Source organism: Olivibacter sitiensis DSM 17696, from assembly GCF_000427965.1.
GTDB classification, from domain to species: domain Bacteria; phylum Bacteroidota; class Bacteroidia; order Sphingobacteriales; family Sphingobacteriaceae; genus Olivibacter; species Olivibacter sitiensis.
The window spans coordinates 97,087-117,806 of the sequence record NZ_ATZA01000001.1 but is presented as its reverse complement, the minus strand read 5'-3'; the positions used below and the strand labels follow the sequence as shown (position 1 = coordinate 117,806).

Genomic DNA, 20,720 nt, shown 5'->3' with positions numbered 1-20,720 from the left:
CCTGTAAAGGTCAGCACCCTATACAGGCATTGGCACAATTGATTCCGTCAATGGCCGCCGAGACGATGCCCCCAGCGTAGCCAGCACCTTCACCACATGGATATAGTCCTACTATTTGCGGATGCTGCAACGTATCCTTATCCCGAGGTATGCGTATGGGTGAGGAAGTGCGCGATTCTACCCCCACCAGTACGGCTTCATTGGTATAGTAGCCTTTCATTTTCTGTCCAAACAAGGGTAAGGCCCCCTTCAATGCACTATGCACAAAGCCTGGCAATACCTCCTTTAGGTCTGCTGAACTGAGTCCAGGTTTATATGAATTGACTGGCAAGTCTGTGGATATTCTCCCTTCCACAAAGTCGACCATCCGCTGTGCCGGCGCCACCAGCGCACCTCCACCCAGCTCAAAAGCTTTTCGCTCCACCGCTTGTTGGAACCGAAGCATGGCAAAAGCATCTTGCCTGCTGCCTGGCACATCCTCTAGGTTGATCTGTACCACTGTACCCGAATTGGCATAGGGATTATTACGCTTGGAAGGCGACCACCCATTGACTACAACCTCTCCTTGTCCCGTGGCACAGGGAGCGATGATACCTCCAGGGCACATGCAAAAGGAAAATACGCCTCGTCCCTCTACCTGCTCCACCAAGCTGTAGTAGGCCGGCGGTAAAAATTCACTTCGCACATCACAGTGGTATTGCACACGATCTACAACGGACTGAGGGTGTTCAATGCGGACGCCCAGGGCAAAGGCCTTAGCCTCAACCTCCCATTGCTTTTTTTGGAACAGTTCAAAAATATCTCTGGCAGAATGTCCAGTGGCCAAAATCACCTTATCTGCACGCACTTCCTCTCCCGTAGCCAACGCGACACCTCTTACTTGCTGCTGCTCCACCACGATATCTACCACACGGCTGTTGAAACATATTTCGCCTCCATGTTCTAAGATAGTTTGACGCATGCGCTCTATGATGTGCGGCAGCTTATTGGTACCTATATGTGGCCTGGCGTCTACCAAGATATCCTCGGTGGCACCATGGGCTACGAAAATCTGCAATACCTTTTCTATGTCGCCCCTTTTATTGGATCGCGTATAAAGCTTGCCATCCGAGTAAGTCCCTGCCCCACCTTCACCAAAGCAATAATTGGAATCTTCGTTTACTATTCCTTCCTTGTTCAATAGAGCGAGGTCCCTTCGCCTTTCTTTCACATCCTTGCCACGTTCTATCACAATCGGCTTCAGGTGATTCTCTATACATTGAAGAGCGGCAAAAAGTCCTGCGGGTCCGGCTCCGATTATAATAACAGGTGATACATCGGATACCATTGGATAGCTGACTTCAAAGGTGGAATTTGGTTCCGGCTCATCTATGAAGAGCAATACGCGCACGCGGTAGAGCACTTGCTTTCCCCTAGCGTCTATCGACCGTTTTCTTATACGGACTCCCAAGATACGCTTGGGAGAAAGCCCAGCCTTTTTGGCAGCTTCCATCTTGATGTGAACCAAATCTTCCATTTTTTCAGGAAGAATGGCAAGTTCCAGTTCTTTTTGCATGCTATTTGCTACGTTTTTATCGCAGAAAGCACAAAGTTAAGAAATAGTAACAAAAAAATGATTTTCACAAATTATTCGATTTTCAAGTAAAAATTGCCTTAATTTATTCGCTTCAAACTGTTATCAGTTTATCAAAACAACAAATTAGAAAAAATGAAAAGATTTATTTTTGGTATTGTAGGGCTCTTCGCTCTTTTCTCCTTGAGTTCATGTGGTTATAACACCATGGTCAAGTTGGATGAAAACGTACAATCTAAGTGGGCCGAAGTAGAGAATGCCTACCAACGCCGTGCCGATCTTATCCCGAATTTGGTCAATACCGTAAAGGGTGCTGCCAATTTTGAGCAGGAAACGCTTACCCAAGTGATAGAAGCCCGTTCGAAGGCAACTTCTATCAATATCGACGCCAGCGAACTGACGCCAGAAGCTATCAAGCAATTCGAAGATGCGCAGAACGCCTTGTCGGGTTCGTTGAGCAGGCTAATGGCTGTAGCAGAAAACTACCCTCAGTTGCGCGCTACCGAGAATTTTCAGGCCTTACAAGCTCAGCTGGAAGGCACGGAAAATAGGATTTCAGTAGCCAGAAGAAATTTTAACGAAGCCACGCAACAGTACAATTCGACCATACGGGCATTCCCTAATAATCTAATGGCAGGGATATTTGGCTTCAAAGCAAAAGGCTATTTCCAATCAAGTGCCGGAGCTGACAAAGCCCCAACAGTGTCGTTTTAAGCTCAAATTTTCTATGGATATATTCAGCAAGCACAAGCAGGAGCAGATAGCCCAAGCCATTGGCGAAGCGGAAGCGCACACCTCTGGTGAGATCCGAGTATGTATAGAGCAGTATTGTCCGGGCGATGTCATGGAACGTGCTCGGGAGAGCTTTTACAACTTGGGTATGCACAAAACAAACCTCCACAATGGAGTACTTATCTATATGTCAATGAATGACCATAAGTTTGCCATCATCGGCGACAAGGGTATCCATGAACAAGTTGGCAGCAACTTCTGGGAAGACACCAAGCAAAAAATGCTTGTTCACTTCAAGGAAGATCACCTCACCAATGGCATACTGGCGGGCATTGCATGTGTAGGCGAAAAATTGCAGGTTCTTTTCCCTTCTCAGGAAGACAACAAAAATGAGCTGCCAAACGAAATCGTATTCCTAGACAAACAGAAAAAAGATTAAACCAATATCCATGCGCATTTTATTCCGGCTGTTACTTTCCTTTTTCTTACTGTTGTCTTCTCCATGGCTATCGGCGCAGGATTTTCCCGCACAGTCAAAAACACTGGTGACGGACTACTCCAACACTTTGAGTAGCAATGAGAAACAATTTCTAGAAAGCAAGCTGGTAGCATTTGACGATAGTACGTCCAATCAAATAGCGGTAGTAGTGATGCGCTCGGTGGGCGATTATGACATTGCCGACTACGGCGTGCAGCTGGCCCAGAAATGGGGCATTGGCAGCAATGGAAAGAACAACGGCATTTTGTTGCTGGTCGCTAAGGACGACCGCAAGGTGACCATACAAACGGGCTATGGACTGGAAGGAGCTGTACCCGATGCCATCGCCTTTAAGATTATTCGCGAGATCATTACACCAGCCTTTAGGCAAGGTGACTACTTTGTGGGCATAGATAAGGCCACTGATGCGCTCATAGCTTATACCAAGGGCGAGTTCAAGGCCGATCCGAAAAAAGCTTCCCGTGGCAATAATATAGGTGGCGTGCTTTTCTTTGTAATATTGGTCATTATCGTGATTGCTGTCCTCTCCAGAGGTGGCGGAGGCAAAGGCGGTGGAGGCCAAGTCATTGGGGGCAGAGGTAGTTCCGATCTCTTTTGGCTCACCATGCTGGGAGGGCTAGGCCGCGGCGGACACCGTGGCGGAGGAGGCTTCGGAGGTGGGGGCGGCTTCGGTGGCGGAGGCGGTGGTTTTGGCGGTTTTGGTGGCGGTAGCTTTGGCGGCGGTGGCGCTAGTGGGAGCTGGTAAATCATTGTTGGGGCGTATCGCCATAGGCCCTAACAACTACGCCCCAACAGATAGAATATATAGAAAAAATGCTAAAAAGAGATTCATTAATGGCCCAGATGCAGCTCCTTGGCCACGTGCTGGACAAGGTGAAGCGGCAGATATTGGAAGATAAGGAAGACTTGGCCTTGAGTGAGGTAAGGGATACACTAACTCACTATTATGACATGACAGAAGCTTATTTATCCCGTACACCCATTGACATATTCTTGCTCGAGGTGAAGCAGCGACAATACGAAGCGGAGGAGCTACGGATGCTCGCCGCTTTTATAGATGAACTGGCAGGGCTCATGGAAGATGACAATCAGCGAAAAGCCCTTTGGCATAAAGTCGTTGCATTATACGACCTGCTAGAACAGGAATACAAGGTCTTTTCCTTCGATCATGTCAGCCGTAGACAGCTATTGATGAAAGCACTTGAATGATGACCAATAATAACCTAATATGATGAAACATATATTGATCTATTCCATCTGTTTACTGACGATGATTTTCCAGGCAAAAAACATGAAAGCCCAAGAGTCCGACTATATACCCATCTATCCCGAAGGGAAAATACCGAACACAAAACCAGCCTCCGTCAAACTCAAGGAAAAAGTGGATGGGCGCGATGGCAGTAATGCCTTCGTCACCGGCATCAGTGTCCCCACCATGCGCTATTACCCTGCGCCCAGGGAGAGAACTACGGGCAGCGCTGTCATCATATTTCCCGGCGGTGGCTATGTTGGCCTGGCTTTTCAACATGAGGGCGAAGAAGTGGCCCGAGCATTCAATGCACGGGGCATTGCCGCATTTGTTGTAAAAAACAGGCTTCCAAACAATATTATTATGGAAGATAAGCGTATCGGAGCCCTTCAAGATGCGCAGCAGGCCATTTATTTGGTACGCAAAAACGCATCGTCTTACGGCATAGACCCTAACAAGATAGGGATCATGGGCTTTTCTGCCGGTGGTCACCTGGCTTCCACTGCAGGTACGCATTTCAAGGATTCCAAGATCGGTGATACGGGAGGTATCTCTCTTCGTCCCGACTTCATGTTGCTCATCTATCCGGTCATCAGTATGGACAGCAGCATCACGCACATGGGCTCTCGGGAAAATCTCTTGGGCAAATCGGCCAGTGCAGAGGATGTAAAGTTGTATTCCAATGAATTGCAGGTAGATAAGGACACCCCACCTACCTTTTTGGTGCATGCCGAAGACGATACGGCCGTCCCCATTGCCAATAGCAGACACTTTGACGAAGCCTTGGCAAAACAGGGTATAGCCCACAAACTCATTACCTATTCCAATGGAGGGCACGGTTTTGGCTTGCACAACCGTACCACCAGCGATGATTGGTTTGTCCATGCCATAGCGTGGCTCGACCAATTGGGCTTTGGAAAAAAATAATAAAGCTATACTTATGATACGCACACTAAAATACACCTTGTTCGCCCTGTTCCTGTCTTTTGGTATATCCCATGCGCAGGACAAAACGGTTGTCGAGGCCTTTGAGGCAAAACTATTTGTTAAAGGACAAGACACCCTTCCATACCGCATCCTCTACCCTAGAGACTACGATGCGGGAAAAAGTTATCCTGTCCTTTTCGTACTTCATGGAGCAGGGGAACGCGGCAACAACAACCAGAGTCAATTGGTACACGGAGCCAAGCTGTTCGTAGCATCAGATATCCGAAACGATTACCCAGCCATCGTCATCTTCCCTCAGTGCCCTAGCGATAGCTATTGGAGCAATGTGCATATCCAGACCGACAGTCTGGGCAAGCGTTCCTTCCATTTTCAAAAGAAAGGGAAACCGACCAAGGGCATGAAACTGTTCATCGGGCTGTTGGAAAAGACCCTGAAAGAGCCAACTACCAAGCTGGACCAGGTGTATGTCGGTGGCCTTTCCATGGGTGGCATGGGCACCTATGAAACGCTTCGCAGAAAGCCCAAGGTCTTTGCCGCGGCTTTTGCCATTTGCGGGGGAGACCTGCCCAGCAATGCCAAAAAATACAAACATATGCCCTTGTGGATATTCCATGGCGAGCGAGACGACGTCGTTCCACCCACTTTCTCACACGATATCGTAGCCGAATTGCAGCACCTAGGTGCTCAGCCCAAGAGCACGTTTTACCCAGAAGCCGACCACAATAGTTGGGATCCGGCTTTTGCCGAGCCAGATTTATTGCCTTGGTTGTTTTCTAATAAGAAGTGATCATTACGGCATTGTACTAATAAAAGGATTCGAATGTTTTCAATGTCATGTCACTTCCGTCTGCCTTTGTGACCAAATAGCCTTCGGCGTCTAAGATAAACTTGGCAGGGTAGCCATTGACTTTCAGTTGTCTGGTTAGCTGATGGACTTCGTCATCGAAAAATACTGGAAAGTCAACCCCCTTTTCATCCATGATCTTTTTGACATAAGACTTGTCTTTGCGCGTAACAAAATGATCGGCATTGATGGACAAAAACACTATCCCATCACGTTCTGCCAATTTCTCGTGAAAGGCATTCAATGCCGGAATCTCATTCAAGCATGGTATGCAGGAGGTATACCAGAAGTCTACCAAAATATAGTTCGCCTGCTTGATCTTTTCATCATTCAAGAGCTTGTTCAACAACTTCCACTCGCCTGGTAACACCACCTTTTCTAGTGCCATTCTTTTTACAAACCTATTACCAGACAATTTATGATCCATGCCCTCGTATAGTTGCTGCCCATATTCTTTGTCAACCTTAGAATACCATGTGATCAGGCTATCTCTGGGCAGAAGATCTTCATCCACATTGATCATTAAATTATTCAAAACAGCAAAGCATTTGTCTTTTTCCTCTCGGTCTAAAAAGTAATCTAGCAAGGTTTTGCCAAAAGGTAGGGCAAGTGGTTTTGGATAGTTATTAGCCGAAAGACCCGCTACCCAATTGGAAAAAGCTAAGTCTGATTGGCCATTAAAGAAATATCTTTTTGACTCCACATCATAGCGATACCACTGCATGGCATTAAAAAGACTGCTCCTATGTTTTTGCAAGGTGGTTTCCATAGGGACCTTTGTGCGCAATAGCTGGTCCAAACCATAGTAAACGGCAGAGAACCGATCAAAGGCAGGCTTGTCCCATGCGTATTTGACCCCATACCACAGCACATTGTTCAGAGTAGGCATCCATATGATTTCCAGATCTTTATAAGCCAGATGATTTTCTTTTATATAATTCAAATCCCTTTCTAAGGAAGGCAGCAGGTATTCACTAAAAAGATACTTGTCCAGGGTATCCCAATCATCTTGTTCGATTTTTTCTTCCAGGCTCTTCATGCACAGGATATAAGCATAGGCATCCATGTTCTTGAGAATGGGCTCGGGCAACCAAGATTGTACCTTCAAGGAATCGTCCACATAACGCTCCCAGTGACTTTTAATGGTCCAACAGAGGCTATCTATCTTTTCTGCCGTATTTAAGAGCAATTTGTGCTTTTCCAATTGGGGTATGATGACATCTCTTAACAGGATGTTTTGTTGCAGGATGTTCCTTTGCAATGCCACACTTTCGGTTTGGGCAAAGCCCTTAGAAAACAGAAAGCCTGACACTGATAAAACAAGTACGAGAATTGGTTTCAAGGACAATTGGTTCATTTTTTACTATTGAAAGGCGGTGTAGGAGTATTTCCCGACAGATTTTCGATGTAGCTACAGCCTGATGACATAAAGGTAATCTTTGTCTTTCCATCCTTCGAGGTGAACACGGAGTCCTCCCTTCCCTGCCGTTTCGCATATTCATACAGGCGTCTCAACGAATCGGACGTGTTTGAATCTATTTTCCGCATTTTTAGGAGTGCGTCTACTAGTTCCATGTCATTCTCGTTATCTATAATGGTGAAGCCCCCTCCCTTGACATTATCTAATGAGTCCCATAAACCTTGCATGTTACTCGAGCGAAATGTCCATTCCTTCCTGTAGCCATCGACAATACGGATAGTGAACTGTTCGACTGGCGGAACTTCCCCTGGTGGTTTTGGTTTGATCCATGCCAAAGCCAAAGTGGCAAAAAAGATCAAGGCGATGGTAATCAATTGGTGCTGCATGCAAGTACGCTGTTTTCTTATCGCCGTAATCCGTTGGATGCGATGAGCCAATTGCGATCTGCCCCTACCCATAGTCGCCAAGGAAAACGCATTTCTTCGTTGATGCTGCTGTAGCAAGGCAAGCTTAAAAAGGGTTTCTGCATAAAAAATGGGGGCTCCTGTCCTTTGTAATACGATCTCGTCGCAGGCATGTTCTCGCTCATCCCTCACCAGCTTGTCGATTAACAGTGAAAAAGGGTTGAAAAAAAGAAAAGTACGCATACATAGCCTAAATATGTTGAGCAGGTAGTCGTTCCTTCGTACGTGCGCCAGTTCATGGATGAGGATGGCCTCGACCTGCACCATATCCAAATGGGAAATGAGAGACACGGGAAATAAGACAATAGGTTTGATGAAGCCTATGACAAGCGGTGTACTTACTTTCTCTGACAGGTAAAAACACACCTGATGGCCAACGCCCATGTAGGTCCTTACTCGATGGAACAACCCATGGAGTTCATCGGAAGGTTCTACAATACCCGTCTTTCTCAGTCGCATGACACGGTAGTAGGAAAAAAGGAGCAAGAGGAGCTGAACAGATAGGCCTACCAGATAGGCCATCGACAGGTAGTCCATCAAGTGGGCTATTTTGCTCTTAGGCAATCGCCACACGACCGTAGCCGTTGGCACATTCTCCTGTACCGCACCAGTAGAAAAGACGGCGATGTAGAGAAATATCCCCGCAAAGAGGAAGAACAAAAAGCTCATAGCCAAGTAGGCAAGATGGTGCCGCATCTTGGCATCTAAGGAAGGGAATGCCCTAAACATAGACAGCAGTAGCACATAAAGAATAGCACCCAACCACAGTGAATGGACAATGCTCCATCCTATGGCTTCCAAGATATGATCAATAGCCCAGTTCATTTTTTCTTGTTCTTTAGTTTATCCAGGTATTTCCTTATTTCCCTCAATTCTGCCGAACTGGGCTGCTGACTGCCCAGGGCCTGCATCACCAATTGGGAAACAGATCCGGAAAACAGGTCGTTGGTCAATTTACCTATCAGCTGCTTTCCTAGACTTTTTTTATTCACGAGAGCCTCGTACACATGGGTCATGCTCGACTCGTCTCTACTGACCAATCCTTTCTCCAGCATATTCTGCATCACCTTCAGCGTGGTGGTATAGCCTACCTCGCGGCGCTCAGTAATGACGTTGTGCACTTGCCTTACCGTGCTGGCGCCATCTTGCCAAAGCACGCCTAATATTTCCAGTTCGCTCTCCGTTGGCTTCAGTCTATTGCTCATTTCTTATCATACGATTTTGATCGTAGGTAAAGATACGACAAAAATCGTATATTCAAAATATTCATGAATATCTTCAATTGTACGAATATCTTGAATGGTGCAGCAGCCATCGAGCGGTCATTGAGCATTCTAAGATTAATCCAAACAATTATGCTGCTAATTTTAGAAAAGGTCGAAATGCAGCGAGACAGCTTATCCGCCCCTTGTGGAATGTTCCCTTAGGCTTGCGCTAGCACCGCATGATGATCTTCGACCCATCATGTCGAGCGGTCATTGAGCTTGTCGAAATGTAGCGAGATACACCCACTGAACTAAAATCCCAGCAACCGTTTTACCTCTTCTTTTTTCTGTCTAGAGACGGGTATCTTATAACCGTCGGCCAAGCGCAAGTATCCCCCGTCTTCCTTTAAAAACGAGAGTACGTGTTTCCGATTGACCAAATGGCTCTGGTGGCATCGGACAAAGCCATAATGGGACAATAGCTCTTCATATTCGTATATAGGCCGGGACACAACTAGTTCTTCTCCCGAAAGCAGGTAGAAACTGGTATAGTTGTTGGTTGCCTCACACCGAACGATTTGCTGAACTTCCACCAAACGAACCTCTTTTTGCGAAGGCAAGGCTATGCGGTGATTTTCCTTTGCAACGCGCTGTTCGATGATGCCAAGCAGGTTTTCGAGTTGCAGATTGCGTTTTCGATTTTCCAAGCGCTGTCTCACCTTATCTACCGCCCCTTTCATCTCTTCTATATTGATGGGCTTTAACAGATAGTCGATGGCCGAAAACTTCACAGCTTGTATACCGTACTGATCGTAAGCTGTCACAAAGATCACTTCCATATCCCTTTCAGGCAAAGCCTTCAACAGCTCAAACCCATTTTTATCGGGCATCTGAATATCGAGGAAAATCAAGTCTGGGCGGTGCAATTGAACAAGCTCAAGTGCCGTATCTACATTGCCGGCTCTACCCACAACCGATACTTCCGGACAATGCTTGCCGAGCAGGGCCTGCAAATTGTCCAAGTTGTTTACCTCATCATCCACTAACAGTGCATTCATAGAACCGACCGTTTATTTATAAAAACCAATTCACAAAAGTAAGCATTGCACTTGTTTTGGTGTCCATCCGATAATCCAATCGTATTTGCCTATCTCGATTAATGCTATTATGAAGACGAATACGTTCATTCGTCAACTTCATTCCATAGCCCAAATTTACCTCCTTTTCCAAGAACCCATATCCACTGTCTCTTATTTCGATCAAAAGGTCCTCATCGGAACGCTTTACCATAAGAACAATTTCTCCCACCTCGCCCAAACCAGCCACGCCGTGCTTCACTGCATTTTCCACTAAAGGCTGCAGCAAGAGGGTAGGGATCTCTACGGTGGCGCTTTGTATGGATTCATCCACGACGATCTCCCAGCGAAATCCAAAACGAAGCTTTTCCAGATTGAGGTACACCCGAAGCACTTCCAACTCCTTATCCAAGGTATTGGTGATGGACTCGCTGCTTTTGAGCGTGTTGCGCAGCAAGGAGCTGAATTCCCCCAGATACTGGTTGGCCTCCTCCACCCTATCGGTATTGTTCAATCCCTGAATGGAACTCAGCGCATTGAAGATGAAATGGGGGTTGAGCTGGGCTTGTAAGGACAAGAGCTGCTGCGTGGTTTCGGACTGCGACTCTTTCGCCTTGCGCAAGCGTAGCAACATCGTATATAAAAAAGCTCCTGCCAGCGCGGCAAAAAGAAGACCACTTGAAATGGCGTAAAAACGCGTGGTTTGGTACCAAAGCGGCACCACCCGTATTCTGTAGCGACGGGCGTATTGTGATTCCGGTTGGAAGTCATACCTTACGGTCAACAAGTAGTCGTTCCCCGCCTCCAATTGCTTCAATACGATGCTTGCCCCATCGCTCTTTCCCGACAGGGTATCTGTATGCCCATCCTTGACCAACTGATATTCCAAACCCAGATTGCCCATAAGGGCCGTAGGCTTACCAAAAACCAAGCGAAGCGCCTGACCGTACTTTGTCTCAATCAGCTCGTTCACGCGTTCCCAGCGCTTGGACTCGGCTGTATCGCTCGTCAGGTACCCCGTAATGATGACTTCCCCACCGTCATAGTTGCGATAGCTTTTCAGCTGTAGAGGCATTGGCTCTCTTTCCAGGTAATACCCCTGTATCAAGGTATCGTTCGCGTTATCATAAAAATTGATCAATAAAAAATCCTGCACTTGAATGGCGGTATCAAGTATTGTCCTATTTACCTTGATCACGTTCTGAATCAACTCATATTCATTCGGATGCCTGCTGACCAATTTGGTGGCTATGGCATGCCTTGTTACCTCATTTTCCTGCCTGTCCAGCACTTTGTAATAGTACTTGCGCCCCCTTGCCGACCTATCCTTACCACCCAACAAGATGTCATCAAAATAGGGCGAACCAAAATCAGCATTCATCCCCACATAGCGACTGGCAAAGCGAAAACATTTCATTTTTCCTTTGTACTTATCGGAGAGACCTTGAGGCCATTCGCTCATTTCGGTCAACTCGCCGAACACCTTAAGTACGATGGGTATAGGGCCCCCAGAGTAGTATTCTTCGGCCTTGGCCCAAGTCATGCCCGATAAAAGCAGGACAAAACAAAGAAAACAGCGAAAACGGTCAATAGTCATTTCTTTTCCTCTTTTAAGATGGCATGGAGCATTTCCTGTAATCCCCCCTGACTGGGTCGCGGAGCTTTGTACTGGACAAACCTCCCTCCTTCGTCCAGTAACATATAGTGCGGAATGGCATACACGTTGTATCGCTTGGCCAATTCGCTCTTGAAACCGCCTTGAGCCCAGTACTGTTGTCCAACCGGCTTGTGCTGCTTGATGCCCTTTCTCCAATCTGTTTCCCTGTCGTCCAATGACACGGAGATAAACAGTAGACGATCGTCACTTTTGAATTCAGCTTCCAATTCCCTGGCTGCTGGAAACTCGGCAATGCAGGGTCCGCACCAGCTGGCCCAAAAATCGACATATACCGTTTTTCCCGCGAGGTCGGCTAGGTGGATGGTATTGCCCAAGGTATCCCGAAGCTCGAACGGAAAAGCAGGTTGCCCCGCCATAACGGCAAGCCTAAATAGTTTGATGTCGGAGATTTTCGTCCTATAGGATTTTTTCCTTTCTTCATGTCCCATAATGGTATAAAGGGCATTCATAGTACGGTCATAATATGAAAGTAAGCTATCTTCCGCCGTTTTATATTCCATGGTCATACCCTCCAATATAGTTTCGACCACATAACGTTGCAGGGGCCATATGAGGCTCTTTCCCATTAATTCGGGTACTCTTTCATAATAGGCATGATAGGCCAATGGCTCATGTCCCTGCTTTTGTCCTTCTTCGTTGGCCAAATCAAATTGTCGTCTAGTATGGGCAGCAAAAAACCATCGGTAATTACTAGAGGTCAAGTAATGCCAATCATTCTGCTGATCGTATGCATAAGGTGCTATATATTTCGCGTAAAATGTGTTTTGCTCTTCCTTGGGGAGAAATTGCATATAAGAGCGCCACACAGATATCTGGTTATATGCCTTATGTATACTGTCCAATAGCATGAAGTCTTTCAAGCCTGAAATATGCACATTGCCCTCAAAAAAAGCCCTTTTGATACTATCGCGTAAGGCATAATACTTGTTTATGGCAGGAACAAACTCTTCCTTGGGCAGGCGATATGTCTTTGCGTCATAGGCATGCTCTTTTAGTAACTTATTGCGCCGCAGGTCGGCAAGGAAATTATTATACAAGGCAGCAGAACCGGTATATCGTTGCGTTTGCCAAAACGTCAACGCATCGGAGCAATCGGCCTCGATGTGCAGGTCAGCCTTGGGCAGGAGATAGATCTCCTCATTCCTGAAATCAGAACCCCATAACCATATATAGCCGGGTGTGTCCATCTGCAGCTCCAACGCAAAATAACCATCATCGTCTGCATACAACGTATCTCTTTCCATGTAGACAAAGTCGCGGAGTGTCATCACAATCAACTCCTTGTTGTTGAGATGCTGGAACTTACCGCTCAGTTTTTGCCCTAACGCATCCCCCCGGCCCATTAAAAAAAGCAGGCATAGGGTGATACCACGATTTATATAACTTATCCGCTTCATTATTTTATGGTATTTTTCCGTATGGCCATAAATATACGAGGAGTATCTTGTGGCAAGATGCTGAAATGTGAATTTGGCCGCATCAACTGTGAGAACGACCGGGAGCCACCAATCTACACCAATTTCTGGTACGTACGCCACCATAGGTCGGGCATCTCGCCATCTACGGCCATCTGGTAGTCCTCGTATCGGCAAGGAACCATATGGAAGCGTTCATTGGCCGATTTCGTATTGGGGTAAGGTACTTGCATCCACCAGCGGTCGGATTTCTTGCTTTTCACGAAGACCAGTTCGTGCTCGTTTTCGCTCAGTGCAGCACGGTAGATAATATAGGATGTCTTGGGTTGTAAGGGGAAGTCCTTTTTTCTATTGTAATAGCCATCGATAAAATACCAGATCATCTGCGACAACAAAGTGGCCGTCTGCCCATTTTGGTCATAGGCTGGGTTCATCTCGTAAAAGCCGATGGACGACAGCTTATCGCTCATGCCCGCATAGCGGCATATCTGACAGGCCTGCTCTCCATAGAAGCCATTGGGTGTGGCGTTGGCATTGGCTAATGCGTCCGAAGAGCGTATGGCGCTGACATCAAAGCTCAGCAGGTCGGCATTTCGTATCACAGGTTCGGATTGATCGATCTTCCCGTTGGCGAAAAGACCCAGCCGGTAGGCATCAAAATAGAGCTTCTCCATCACGCGCAAGCTATCTTGACTTGTATAATATGTTTGGTAACCCACATTGCTATAGTTAAACAAATAGTTGGGCTGATGAAGCAATATCTTAGACAGAAAAGTGTGGGATGTATTTTCCAATTGCTCATCGATATCATCGTCGAGGTCAAAGTGCGAGTCGATCACCACGAGATCTACTCTCTGCTCCAATTCCTCATAGGCGGCATATTGGGGATAAGTGAGGTCTTGCCCTCCTCCCAAGATGATGGGCACGATATTCTTCTTCAATAGCTCGGCCACCACGGTCTTCACGGCCGCATAAGTATCGGCCACCGTTTCTCCTGCTTTTATATTACCAAGGTCTGCCATTTTGATCTTGTAGTCACCTTTATGTAGGGCATACAGGCGCTCACGAATATAATCGGGAGCCAAGGCGCAGCCTTGATTGCCCACGGCCCTACGGTCGTCCAGCACCCCAAACAACGCCAAATCGAAACTTTCCTCTTCGTGATTGGGAAACATATCGCTATGGATAAGGATATGGCTACCCAATTGACTGGTGAAGAATCCACTGGAAGGGGTTAGTTTCTGGAGATCTACGGGAGCAAAAAAATCGATCAATGACATGCAGGTATAAATATAAAGGTGGTAACAAAAAACGGCTTAACTAATTATTTTGTGCAAATATCCATTTAATAGCTTACTTTTGAAAGTGTTTTGGATCTATCAAGAATAAATTAAACGTGATACTGGTAACCGGCGGAACAGGATTTTTGGGCTCCACCCTTATAAGACAATTGCTTACAAGTGGCAAAAAGGTCCGCGCCACCAAAAGACCCACCTCACAAATACCTGCCGACCTGTCGAAACACCCCCAAATGGAATGGGTAGATGCCGCCCTCAACAATTACTTCGAATTGCAGGATGCATTCTCGGGCGCAACCCAGGTATACCATTGCGCCGCATTTGTATCGCTCGATCCCCAGGACAGGCAACAGCTGCTGGAGACCAATGTAGAGGGTACAGCCCATGTGGCCAACCTAGCGCTGGAAAACGGTGTCCGCCTACTTCATGTAAGCTCCATCGCCGCCATAGGTGAGCCTGCTCCCAACAAACAGCTGGCCACGGAAAACGATATCTGGGAGTTCAACGGCAAGCAAAGTAGCTATGCCATCTCCAAGTACGAGGCCGAAATGGAGGTTTGGCGCTCTATGGAAGAGGGCCTGGATGCTGTTATCATCAATCCGTCCGTCATCATTGGTGCCCATGCCGGAGAAAGTGGTAGCGGAGCGCTTTTCTATACGGTAAAAAGGGGGCTTCCCTACTACCCCACGGGCAGTATCGGCGTGGTCGACGTGGAAGATGTGGCTACTATCGCCATTGCCCTTATGGAGTCTGACATCAGCCATGAGCGCTTCATCCTCAATGCCGAGAATCTTTCCTACCAATCTCTTTTTCAAAAAACAGCTCAATACCTGGGTGTGCAAGCACCAACGAAAAAACTAAGCAATACCGTTCTTCAGCTGACCTGGCGCGCAGCCAAGTTGGCCAGCATATTCAATGGAAAACGCGCCAAACTCACAAAAGATACCGTTCGCTCTGCACAAAAAAAGCAGGCCTACTCCAATGAAAAAATCAGGAAACTCCTGGATTTTCATTTCAAACCAATAGATCATAGTTTACAAGACATCGCAATAGCCATCAACAATCATGGAAGCAACCATCAATAGCACTGCTATGAAACATTACTACATCATCGACTTCGACAGTACATTCACCCAAGTAGAAGCGCTTGACGAGCTTTCGCTCATCTCCCTGGAAAACCATCCCGCCAGGGACCTCATTTACAAAGAAATCGAGCGGCTCACCAATGCTGCTATGGAAGGGCGCATTTCCTTCAGGGAAAGTCTATCTGGGCGTGTCAAATTATTGGAAGCCAACAAACAGCACCTTGAAAAGCTGGTACATGTCCTGAGCAAAAAGGTTTCCGCTTCTTTTCTCCGCAATAAGGATTTCTTCAAAGAGCACAGCGATGAGGTCTTGATCGTGTCGGGTGGTTTCAAGGAATTTATCACACCCATTGTCACCAAGTACGGCATCAAGGAAGAAAACATCTATGCCAATTCGTTCAAATTTGACGAGAATGACAATATCACGGGCTACGACGAAAGCAACCCCCTCTCGGAAGAGAATGGTAAGGTGAAGCTACTGAAACAACTGCAATTGGACGGGGTTATCTACGGCATTGGCGATGGCTATTCGGATTTTCAGCTGAAAGAATCGGGTCTGATAGAAAAGTTCTATGCCTTTACGGAAAACATCGAACGTAAATCCGTCACGGAAAGAGCAGACCATATTACACCCAACTTTGACGAATTTCTCTATGTGAACCACCTACCTAGGGCCATCTCTTATCCCAAGAACCGTATCTCCTGCCTCATCGTAGGCAAGGTACCCGAACTTAGCATCTATTTGCTGAAAAGGGATGGCTTCACCGTGCGCTACCTGAACGACATAGACCAAAAGGAACTGAAGGATGTGGGCATGATGCTGGTGGCGGACGACATCAAAGTGCCGAACGACAAACTGAGCCAGGCACTCAAGTTAAAGACCATTGGCTACCTGGGCAATAGCAAGGAACATATAGACAGAAACATCTGCAATCAGCTAGGCATCGTGCTGTTCGACAACAAAAAGGGCAAGCGCAATGCCGACGAGTTCATTCCCAAGCGCATGATTGACTTCATCAACAAGGGCGATACGGAAAAAAGTGTCAACTTCCCCAATATGAAGCTGCCCCGCATGCACCAGGCACACCGCCTCATCCACATCCACCACAATGTACCCGGCATCATGGCGCAGATAAACAACATCTTTGCCGAAAACCAAATCAACATCGTGGCCCAGTTCCTGATGACCAAAGGCAACATCGGCTATGTCATCACCGATATCAGCAAAGGCTATGATCCCAAGCTGCTAAAGGAGCTGAAGAAGATCGACACAACCATCAAACTGAGGATATTGTATTAGCGCGCTATAGCTTTTTCACGGCTACGATAATACCCGTAGCCCAGTGCTGCTTGGTCAAGAACAGGTCCTTTCTGCTCTCCAGTGCCTCTACGAATTGAACAGCTTTCTCCTTATGCCCTTCCGGCCAGTTGGCCTGTGGCAGCATATCATCCACGATGTAGAGCGCTCCCTTGTTCAGCATGTCCAGTGTTTCGTCAAGCAGCAGGTACTTTCCATGCCAGGTATCGGCAAAGATATAGTCGAACCGTTGCCCCTCATTGGCCTTGATCCATGCTTCGCCATCCGCGTGCACCAAGGTAAGGCGTGCATCATGCCCCAGCTCTCCTCGTGCTATGTCCAGAAAGGCCTCGTCATAGTCGACGGAAACCAGCGTAGAGGCCTCATCCATGCCGCCCAGTATCCATGCGGTGGAAAGACCCGTACCTGTCCCCAACTCCAGGAAACGGCCCGAGGGTTTGCTCGCCGCCAGCGTGCGCAGCAAAGAGCAGGTATGTATGTCCGATGGCATGGTGAAGCCGCTGACTTCGGTCGCTTTGGCAATGGCCGCATAGGCCATTGGCACCGGTTGGTTTATTTCTTCCGTCATGGCATCAAAGATATAAATTGGAAGAGATATAGATTGCAAGACAGCGCAATTCCCTTTAGATAAATTCACGGTATTCTAGGATTGATACCTTTTTGGGCCAAGGGTACCTTTGTATTTGAGTACAAATATCTACTGACTGAAATACATTGATCATGAAAAGACCTATCAATATACTATTTTCCTGTCTATTGGCAATAGGCATTGCCTGTAGCAAGGACGAGCAGGGCGGACAAGAACATGAAGCTTCCTTCAGCGAAAAATACGGTGGACAACCCTATACAGGAGAGGCCAAGGGCGAACTGCTTATTGACGGCAAAGTCGTCCACACCTTCGAGGGAAAAGGAACGGTAGCCGCCATTGAACCAACTAACGACTCTATATCCCTGGTGTTTCGCGCTGATTTTGACGCCTCCGGAGAGATTACTTTCAAGGTCAGGGGCCAGCAACGCGGCGAAAACTTCTTTTCCGAAAATGAGGCGATAAACTTCCGTATTGTAGATCAAGAAATAGAGGGCGAAATGACCAATAGCGTACAACAGATTCACTTCTCGGGCGACGCCCGCGAGAAATTGGTTTTTATGGACATGAATGTTCTTTTTTTGGAGAACTCAGATCCTTTTCCAAAAGGTTCAACGCTGAAACTGGCATTTAGGACCTCGCGCGAGGTGACAGATTCCGAGGATGGTGAGGGCTGCCAAATGAGGCTGGTTCCCATATGGAGTCCAAATGGCATGACCATGGGCATGGTACCCGATTGCTAGGTATTTGTTCATTTGGCAAATGGGCTTCCACCCCAATACTCGGAGGAATAATGTTCAGATTGCGGGGCCTACGCTACAGCGTACAACTAAGATAAGAAGAGCCAGATCTTATAACAGATCTAGCCCTTCTTCTTAATTTTGGTCTTTGCCTAAAGCAGTTCTTCCAGTTTGCTGACCAAATCTTCTCCCCTCAAGTCTACGGCCACGATCTTGCCTTCTGGATCGATGAGGTAATTGGCCGGGATGCTCCTCACACCATACTGCACAGCCACCTCATTTTCCCAGAACTTCAGGTCGGATACTTGTGTCCATGCCAAGCCATCGGCCTTAATGGCGCCCAGCCAGGCCTCGCGCGCATTGGGCCTATCTAGAGAAACGCCCAGCACGGTGAAGTTCTTGTCCTTGTATTTGTTGAATGCCGCTACTACATTGGGGTTTTCCTGACGACAAGGGACGCACCAGCTGGCCCAAAAGTCTACCAGCACGTACTTACCCTTGAAAGACGAGAGCGATACGGGCTTGCCGGTCGTATCTGCCTGTGTGAATTCCGGAGCTATTTTCCCTACCTGAGTAGCTGCCACTTTGTCTTGGCGCTCTCTATATTCCTTACCAATCTCCGAATCCCTGAGATCGTTGGATAGGATCTCAAACAAGGCCTTTGATTTCTCAAAGTCGCGCTTTGGATCTATCCGCGACACCGTATAGAGGCTTACTAAGCTGGAAGGGTGCGTCTTCACAAAATCTTCCTGCACCTTTAACTGGGCAGACTGCATGGCTTCCACCTTTTCTTCCACCTGTTTTTCGAAATCCGGCGACTGACGTTGTTCGTCAGAGGTGCCATAGTAGAAAGACATCAAATCTGCCTCTAGCTTTTTCACCTCGCGCAGGGCTACATTTAGCTCTCCCTGATCTTTGTTGAGTTCCGTTCCGGCGAGCGTAGCCTTGGAAAGCGAATCGGCAGAGGCCACGGTAGTGGTGCCCTCGACAAGGTACAGGTTCAAGGCATCGGCCTCACGCTGTTGCCGGATATCCTCACCTTTGTGAGCCAGTACCAAAGTGGCCGCGGTAGGGCGCTCTACCTCTCCAGAAAATTTGAAAACACCGTTCACAATATCAGCAGAATCCAAGCCACCGCGAGTGGAAAGGTATACTTTTGCAGGAGCATTCAAATCGCCTACTTTCCCTTCGATAGTATAGGTTTCCTGACAGAATACTGCCAGTGGTGTAGCCAATATAGCGCTCAATATCACTCTTTTCATTCTTATCAATTTAGTTCATCATTTGTTCATCAATAAACAAACTTAAGAAAAAAGATTGGCAATCCAAGCCTTGCACTTCACATGTATCTCCCCCCGTATGGAGCCCATTCGTGCCGTTGTGACGTTGTAGCAAAAAATATCCGTCTATTTCGTTGCTCTTTTTATCAAATAGTCACTAACTTGTGCGCTCTTAGCGTGCTTAGCATTTTCTAATAAAACAAATTAATATGATGACGGAGGAGAAATATAGCATCAAGGTTGTTCCGAACGAAAATTCTCGTATAGGAGAAGTGGATTTCAACAACTTGGCATTTGGCAAGATCATGTCAGACCACATGTTGGTGGCCGACTACGATGACGGTGAATGGAAAGAAGTGAGCATAGTGCCTTACACCAACTTCAACCTAAGCCCCGCATCGTCTGCCTTGCATTATGGCCAAGCAATTTTTGAGGGCATTAAAGCCTACAAATTTGCTGATGGCCGCGTGAGTATCTTCAGGCCAGATAAAAATCACGAACGCTTTAACCGATCGGCCTTACGGCTGGAAATGCCCGAGGTGCCGACCGAAATTTTCATGGATGGTCTCAAACAACTTGTAGATCTAGACAGGGATTGGGTGCCTGAAAAGGAAGGATGTTCGCTATACATCAGGCCATTTATGTTTGCCACCGAGCCCGCTTTGGGCGTACATCCTTCAAAATCCTACAAATTTGTAGTTATCACATGTCCAGTGGGAGCCTATTACAACAAACCCTTGCGCGTAAAGGTAGAGACCGAATACACCCGTGCGGCAAAGGGCGGTGTAGGTTTTTCAAAAAATGCGGGCAACTACGCTCTTTCCCTATACCCTACTCGCCTGGCACAGGAGCAAGGCTTCGACCAGCTGATATGGACCGATGCCAAGGAACACAAGTACATTGAAGAAGCTGGAACGGCCAACCTCGTTTTCATGCTAAATGGTACACTCGTAACCCCTGGTTCAGACACTGTGTTGCAAGGCGTCACGCGTTACAGCATCATGTCGATAGCAGAGCACTGGGGCATCCCTACCGAAACAAGGGACGTTACCGTGCAGGAGCTTATAGACGGCATAAAGGCTGGCAATGTAACGGAGGCTTTTGCTGCCGGAACGGCTGCAACTTTAACCCCTATATCCGAAATAGGTCACGAAGGTGAAATCTACACCTTGCCAGCTCCCGAAACGAGGGAATTCTCCAATAAGGTATTGCACTATCTCAATGAGCTTCGCTATGGCAAAATAGAAGATCCTTTTGGATGGAATTTCCTTGTAGGTTAGTAATAAGAGTAATAGCTTTACCAAAGTTTG

20 protein-coding genes are annotated in these 20,720 nt (G+C 47.1%); 10 read left to right on the top strand and 10 right to left on the bottom strand.

Annotated elements, in window-relative coordinates; genetic code table 11:
* Nucleotides 1-10: 10 nt before the first annotated feature.
* On the bottom strand, nt 11-1,555 hold the full coding sequence (locus A37S_RS0100540; RefSeq protein WP_028295304.1) for an NAD(P)/FAD-dependent oxidoreductase: 1,545 nt from the start codon (nt 1,553-1,555) through the stop codon (nt 11-13).
* 153 nt (nt 1,556-1,708) lie between these two features.
* On the opposite strand from A37S_RS0100540, the gene A37S_RS0100535 reads away from it, so the two are divergent.
* The 6 genes from A37S_RS0100535 (at nt 1,709) to A37S_RS0100510 (ending at nt 5,788) form a co-directional block, all read left to right on the top strand.
* The gene (locus A37S_RS0100535) at nt 1,709-2,287 is read left to right on the top strand and encodes a LemA family protein (RefSeq protein WP_028295303.1); all 579 of its coding nucleotides are present in this window, start codon (nt 1,709-1,711) and stop codon (nt 2,285-2,287) included.
* 13 nt (nt 2,288-2,300) lie between these two features.
* Nucleotides 2,301-2,744, top strand: a complete 444-nt coding sequence (locus A37S_RS0100530; RefSeq protein ID WP_028295302.1) for a TPM domain-containing protein — start codon at nt 2,301-2,303, stop codon at nt 2,742-2,744.
* A 10-nt stretch (nt 2,745-2,754) separates the two neighbouring features.
* A complete protein-coding gene (locus A37S_RS0100525) occupies nt 2,755-3,549 on the top strand; it encodes a TPM domain-containing protein (RefSeq protein ID WP_028295301.1) in 795 nt (264 codons plus the stop codon).
* Between the two features lie 68 nt (nt 3,550-3,617).
* Complete coding sequence (locus A37S_RS0100520; protein ID WP_157278278.1) at nt 3,618-4,013, top strand: hypothetical protein; 396 nt, start codon at nt 3,618-3,620, stop codon at nt 4,011-4,013.
* Between the two features lie 19 nt (nt 4,014-4,032).
* Nucleotides 4,033-4,980 carry an alpha/beta hydrolase gene (locus A37S_RS0100515; protein ID WP_245586275.1) on the top strand — a complete coding sequence of 316 codons (948 nt, stop codon included), beginning with the start codon at nt 4,033-4,035 and terminating at the stop codon, nt 4,978-4,980.
* Nucleotides 4,981-4,993: 13 nt separating this feature from the next.
* Nucleotides 4,994-5,788 carry a carboxylesterase family protein gene (locus tag A37S_RS0100510; protein ID WP_028295298.1) on the top strand — a complete coding sequence of 265 codons (795 nt, stop codon included), beginning with the start codon at nt 4,994-4,996 and terminating at the stop codon, nt 5,786-5,788.
* Nucleotides 5,789-5,804: 16 nt separating this feature from the next.
* On the opposite strand, the gene A37S_RS0100505 is transcribed toward A37S_RS0100510, so the two are convergent.
* The 7 genes from A37S_RS0100505 to A37S_RS0100475 form a co-directional block, all read right to left on the bottom strand.
* Complete coding sequence (locus A37S_RS0100505; protein WP_028295297.1) at nt 5,805-7,202, bottom strand: TlpA family protein disulfide reductase; 1,398 nt, start codon at nt 7,200-7,202, stop codon at nt 5,805-5,807.
* Complete coding sequence (locus A37S_RS0100500) at nt 7,199-8,554, bottom strand: M56 family metallopeptidase (RefSeq protein WP_028295296.1); 1,356 nt, start codon at nt 8,552-8,554, stop codon at nt 7,199-7,201. The genes A37S_RS0100505 and A37S_RS0100500 overlap by 4 nt, the downstream gene beginning before the upstream one ends.
* Nucleotides 8,551-8,934, bottom strand: a complete 384-nt coding sequence (locus tag A37S_RS0100495) for a BlaI/MecI/CopY family transcriptional regulator (RefSeq protein ID WP_028295295.1) — start codon at nt 8,932-8,934, stop codon at nt 8,551-8,553. The genes A37S_RS0100500 and A37S_RS0100495 overlap by 4 nt, the downstream gene beginning before the upstream one ends.
* A 311-nt stretch (nt 8,935-9,245) precedes the next feature.
* A complete protein-coding gene (locus A37S_RS0100490; RefSeq protein WP_028295294.1) occupies nt 9,246-9,992 on the bottom strand; it encodes a LytR/AlgR family response regulator transcription factor in 747 nt (248 codons plus the stop codon).
* A 16-nt stretch (nt 9,993-10,008) separates the two neighbouring features.
* Nucleotides 10,009-11,607 (bottom strand): sensor histidine kinase, encoded by a 1,599-nt coding sequence (locus A37S_RS25975; protein ID WP_084163700.1) that lies wholly within the window; start codon nt 11,605-11,607, stop codon nt 10,009-10,011.
* Nucleotides 11,604-13,085 (bottom strand): TlpA family protein disulfide reductase, encoded by a 1,482-nt coding sequence (locus A37S_RS0100480; protein ID WP_169719409.1) that lies wholly within the window; start codon nt 13,083-13,085, stop codon nt 11,604-11,606. The genes A37S_RS25975 and A37S_RS0100480 overlap by 4 nt, the downstream gene beginning before the upstream one ends.
* A 113-nt stretch (nt 13,086-13,198) precedes the next feature.
* On the bottom strand, nt 13,199-14,383 hold the full coding sequence (locus tag A37S_RS0100475) for a formimidoylglutamase (protein ID WP_028295292.1): 1,185 nt from the start codon (nt 14,381-14,383) through the stop codon (nt 13,199-13,201).
* 116 nt (nt 14,384-14,499) lie between these two features.
* Here A37S_RS0100475 and A37S_RS0100470 point away from each other — a divergent pair, with 116 nt between their 5' ends.
* Nucleotides 14,500-15,486 (top strand): NAD-dependent epimerase/dehydratase family protein, encoded by a 987-nt coding sequence (locus A37S_RS0100470; RefSeq protein WP_028295291.1) that lies wholly within the window; start codon nt 14,500-14,502, stop codon nt 15,484-15,486.
* A 7-nt stretch (nt 15,487-15,493) separates the two neighbouring features.
* Nucleotides 15,494-16,786: an HAD-IB family phosphatase gene (locus A37S_RS0100465; RefSeq protein ID WP_028295290.1), complete on the top strand. Its 1,293-nt coding sequence runs from the start codon at nt 15,494-15,496 to the stop codon at nt 16,784-16,786.
* 4 nt (nt 16,787-16,790) lie between these two features.
* Here A37S_RS0100465 and A37S_RS0100460 read toward each other — a convergent pair whose 3' ends face one another.
* Nucleotides 16,791-17,372: an O-methyltransferase gene (locus tag A37S_RS0100460; protein WP_028295289.1), complete on the bottom strand. Its 582-nt coding sequence runs from the start codon at nt 17,370-17,372 to the stop codon at nt 16,791-16,793.
* Between the two features lie 152 nt (nt 17,373-17,524).
* On the opposite strand from A37S_RS0100460, the gene A37S_RS0100455 reads away from it, so the two are divergent.
* On the top strand, nt 17,525-18,133 hold the full coding sequence (locus A37S_RS0100455) for a hypothetical protein (protein ID WP_028295288.1): 609 nt from the start codon (nt 17,525-17,527) through the stop codon (nt 18,131-18,133).
* A 149-nt stretch (nt 18,134-18,282) separates the two neighbouring features.
* Here the strand turns inward: A37S_RS0100455 and A37S_RS0100450 are convergent, their stop codons facing one another.
* Nucleotides 18,283-19,392, bottom strand: a complete 1,110-nt coding sequence (locus A37S_RS0100450; protein WP_028295287.1) for a TlpA disulfide reductase family protein — start codon at nt 19,390-19,392, stop codon at nt 18,283-18,285.
* 227 nt (nt 19,393-19,619) lie between these two features.
* Between A37S_RS0100450 and A37S_RS0100445 the strand changes: the two genes are divergently transcribed.
* Complete coding sequence (locus A37S_RS0100445; RefSeq protein WP_028295286.1) at nt 19,620-20,690, top strand: branched-chain amino acid aminotransferase; 1,071 nt, start codon at nt 19,620-19,622, stop codon at nt 20,688-20,690.
* Nucleotides 20,691-20,720 lie beyond the last annotated feature (30 nt).

Excerpts from the sequence above, each read along its gene's own strand:
- A37S_RS0100505 (WP_028295297.1), bottom strand. The coding sequence starts at position 7,202 with ATGAACCAATTGTCCTTGAAACCAATTCTCGTACTTGTTTTATCAGTG.
- A37S_RS0100465 (WP_028295290.1), top strand. The coding sequence starts at position 15,494 with ATGAAACATTACTACATCATCGACTTCGACAGTACATTCACCCAAGTA.
- A37S_RS0100540 (WP_028295304.1), bottom strand. The coding sequence starts at position 1,555 with ATGCAAAAAGAACTGGAACTTGCCATTCTTCCTGAAAAAATGGAAGAT.
- A37S_RS0100460 (WP_028295289.1), bottom strand. The coding sequence starts at position 17,372 with ATGACGGAAGAAATAAACCAACCGGTGCCAATGGCCTATGCGGCCATT.
- A37S_RS0100525 (WP_028295301.1), top strand. The coding sequence starts at position 2,755 with ATGCGCATTTTATTCCGGCTGTTACTTTCCTTTTTCTTACTGTTGTCT.
- A37S_RS0100455 (WP_028295288.1), top strand. The coding sequence starts at position 17,525 with ATGAAAAGACCTATCAATATACTATTTTCCTGTCTATTGGCAATAGGC.
- A37S_RS0100480 (WP_169719409.1), bottom strand. The coding sequence starts at position 13,085 with ATGAAGCGGATAAGTTATATAAATCGTGGTATCACCCTATGCCTGCTT.
- A37S_RS0100515 (WP_245586275.1), top strand. The coding sequence starts at position 4,033 with ATGATGAAACATATATTGATCTATTCCATCTGTTTACTGACGATGATT.
- A37S_RS0100530 (WP_028295302.1), top strand. The coding sequence starts at position 2,301 with ATGGATATATTCAGCAAGCACAAGCAGGAGCAGATAGCCCAAGCCATT.
- A37S_RS0100520 (WP_157278278.1), top strand. The coding sequence starts at position 3,618 with ATGCTAAAAAGAGATTCATTAATGGCCCAGATGCAGCTCCTTGGCCAC.
- A37S_RS0100445 (WP_028295286.1), top strand. The coding sequence starts at position 19,620 with ATGATGACGGAGGAGAAATATAGCATCAAGGTTGTTCCGAACGAAAAT.
- A37S_RS0100500 (WP_028295296.1), bottom strand. The coding sequence starts at position 8,554 with ATGAACTGGGCTATTGATCATATCTTGGAAGCCATAGGATGGAGCATT.
- A37S_RS0100475 (WP_028295292.1), bottom strand. The coding sequence starts at position 14,383 with ATGTCATTGATCGATTTTTTTGCTCCCGTAGATCTCCAGAAACTAACC.
- A37S_RS0100450 (WP_028295287.1), bottom strand. The coding sequence starts at position 19,392 with ATGAAAAGAGTGATATTGAGCGCTATATTGGCTACACCACTGGCAGTA.
- A37S_RS0100535 (WP_028295303.1), top strand. The coding sequence starts at position 1,709 with ATGAAAAGATTTATTTTTGGTATTGTAGGGCTCTTCGCTCTTTTCTCC.
- A37S_RS0100495 (WP_028295295.1), bottom strand. The coding sequence starts at position 8,934 with ATGAGCAATAGACTGAAGCCAACGGAGAGCGAACTGGAAATATTAGGC.
- A37S_RS0100490 (WP_028295294.1), bottom strand. The coding sequence starts at position 9,992 with ATGAATGCACTGTTAGTGGATGATGAGGTAAACAACTTGGACAATTTG.
- A37S_RS0100510 (WP_028295298.1), top strand. The coding sequence starts at position 4,994 with ATGATACGCACACTAAAATACACCTTGTTCGCCCTGTTCCTGTCTTTT.
- A37S_RS25975 (WP_084163700.1), bottom strand. The coding sequence starts at position 11,607 with ATGACTATTGACCGTTTTCGCTGTTTTCTTTGTTTTGTCCTGCTTTTA.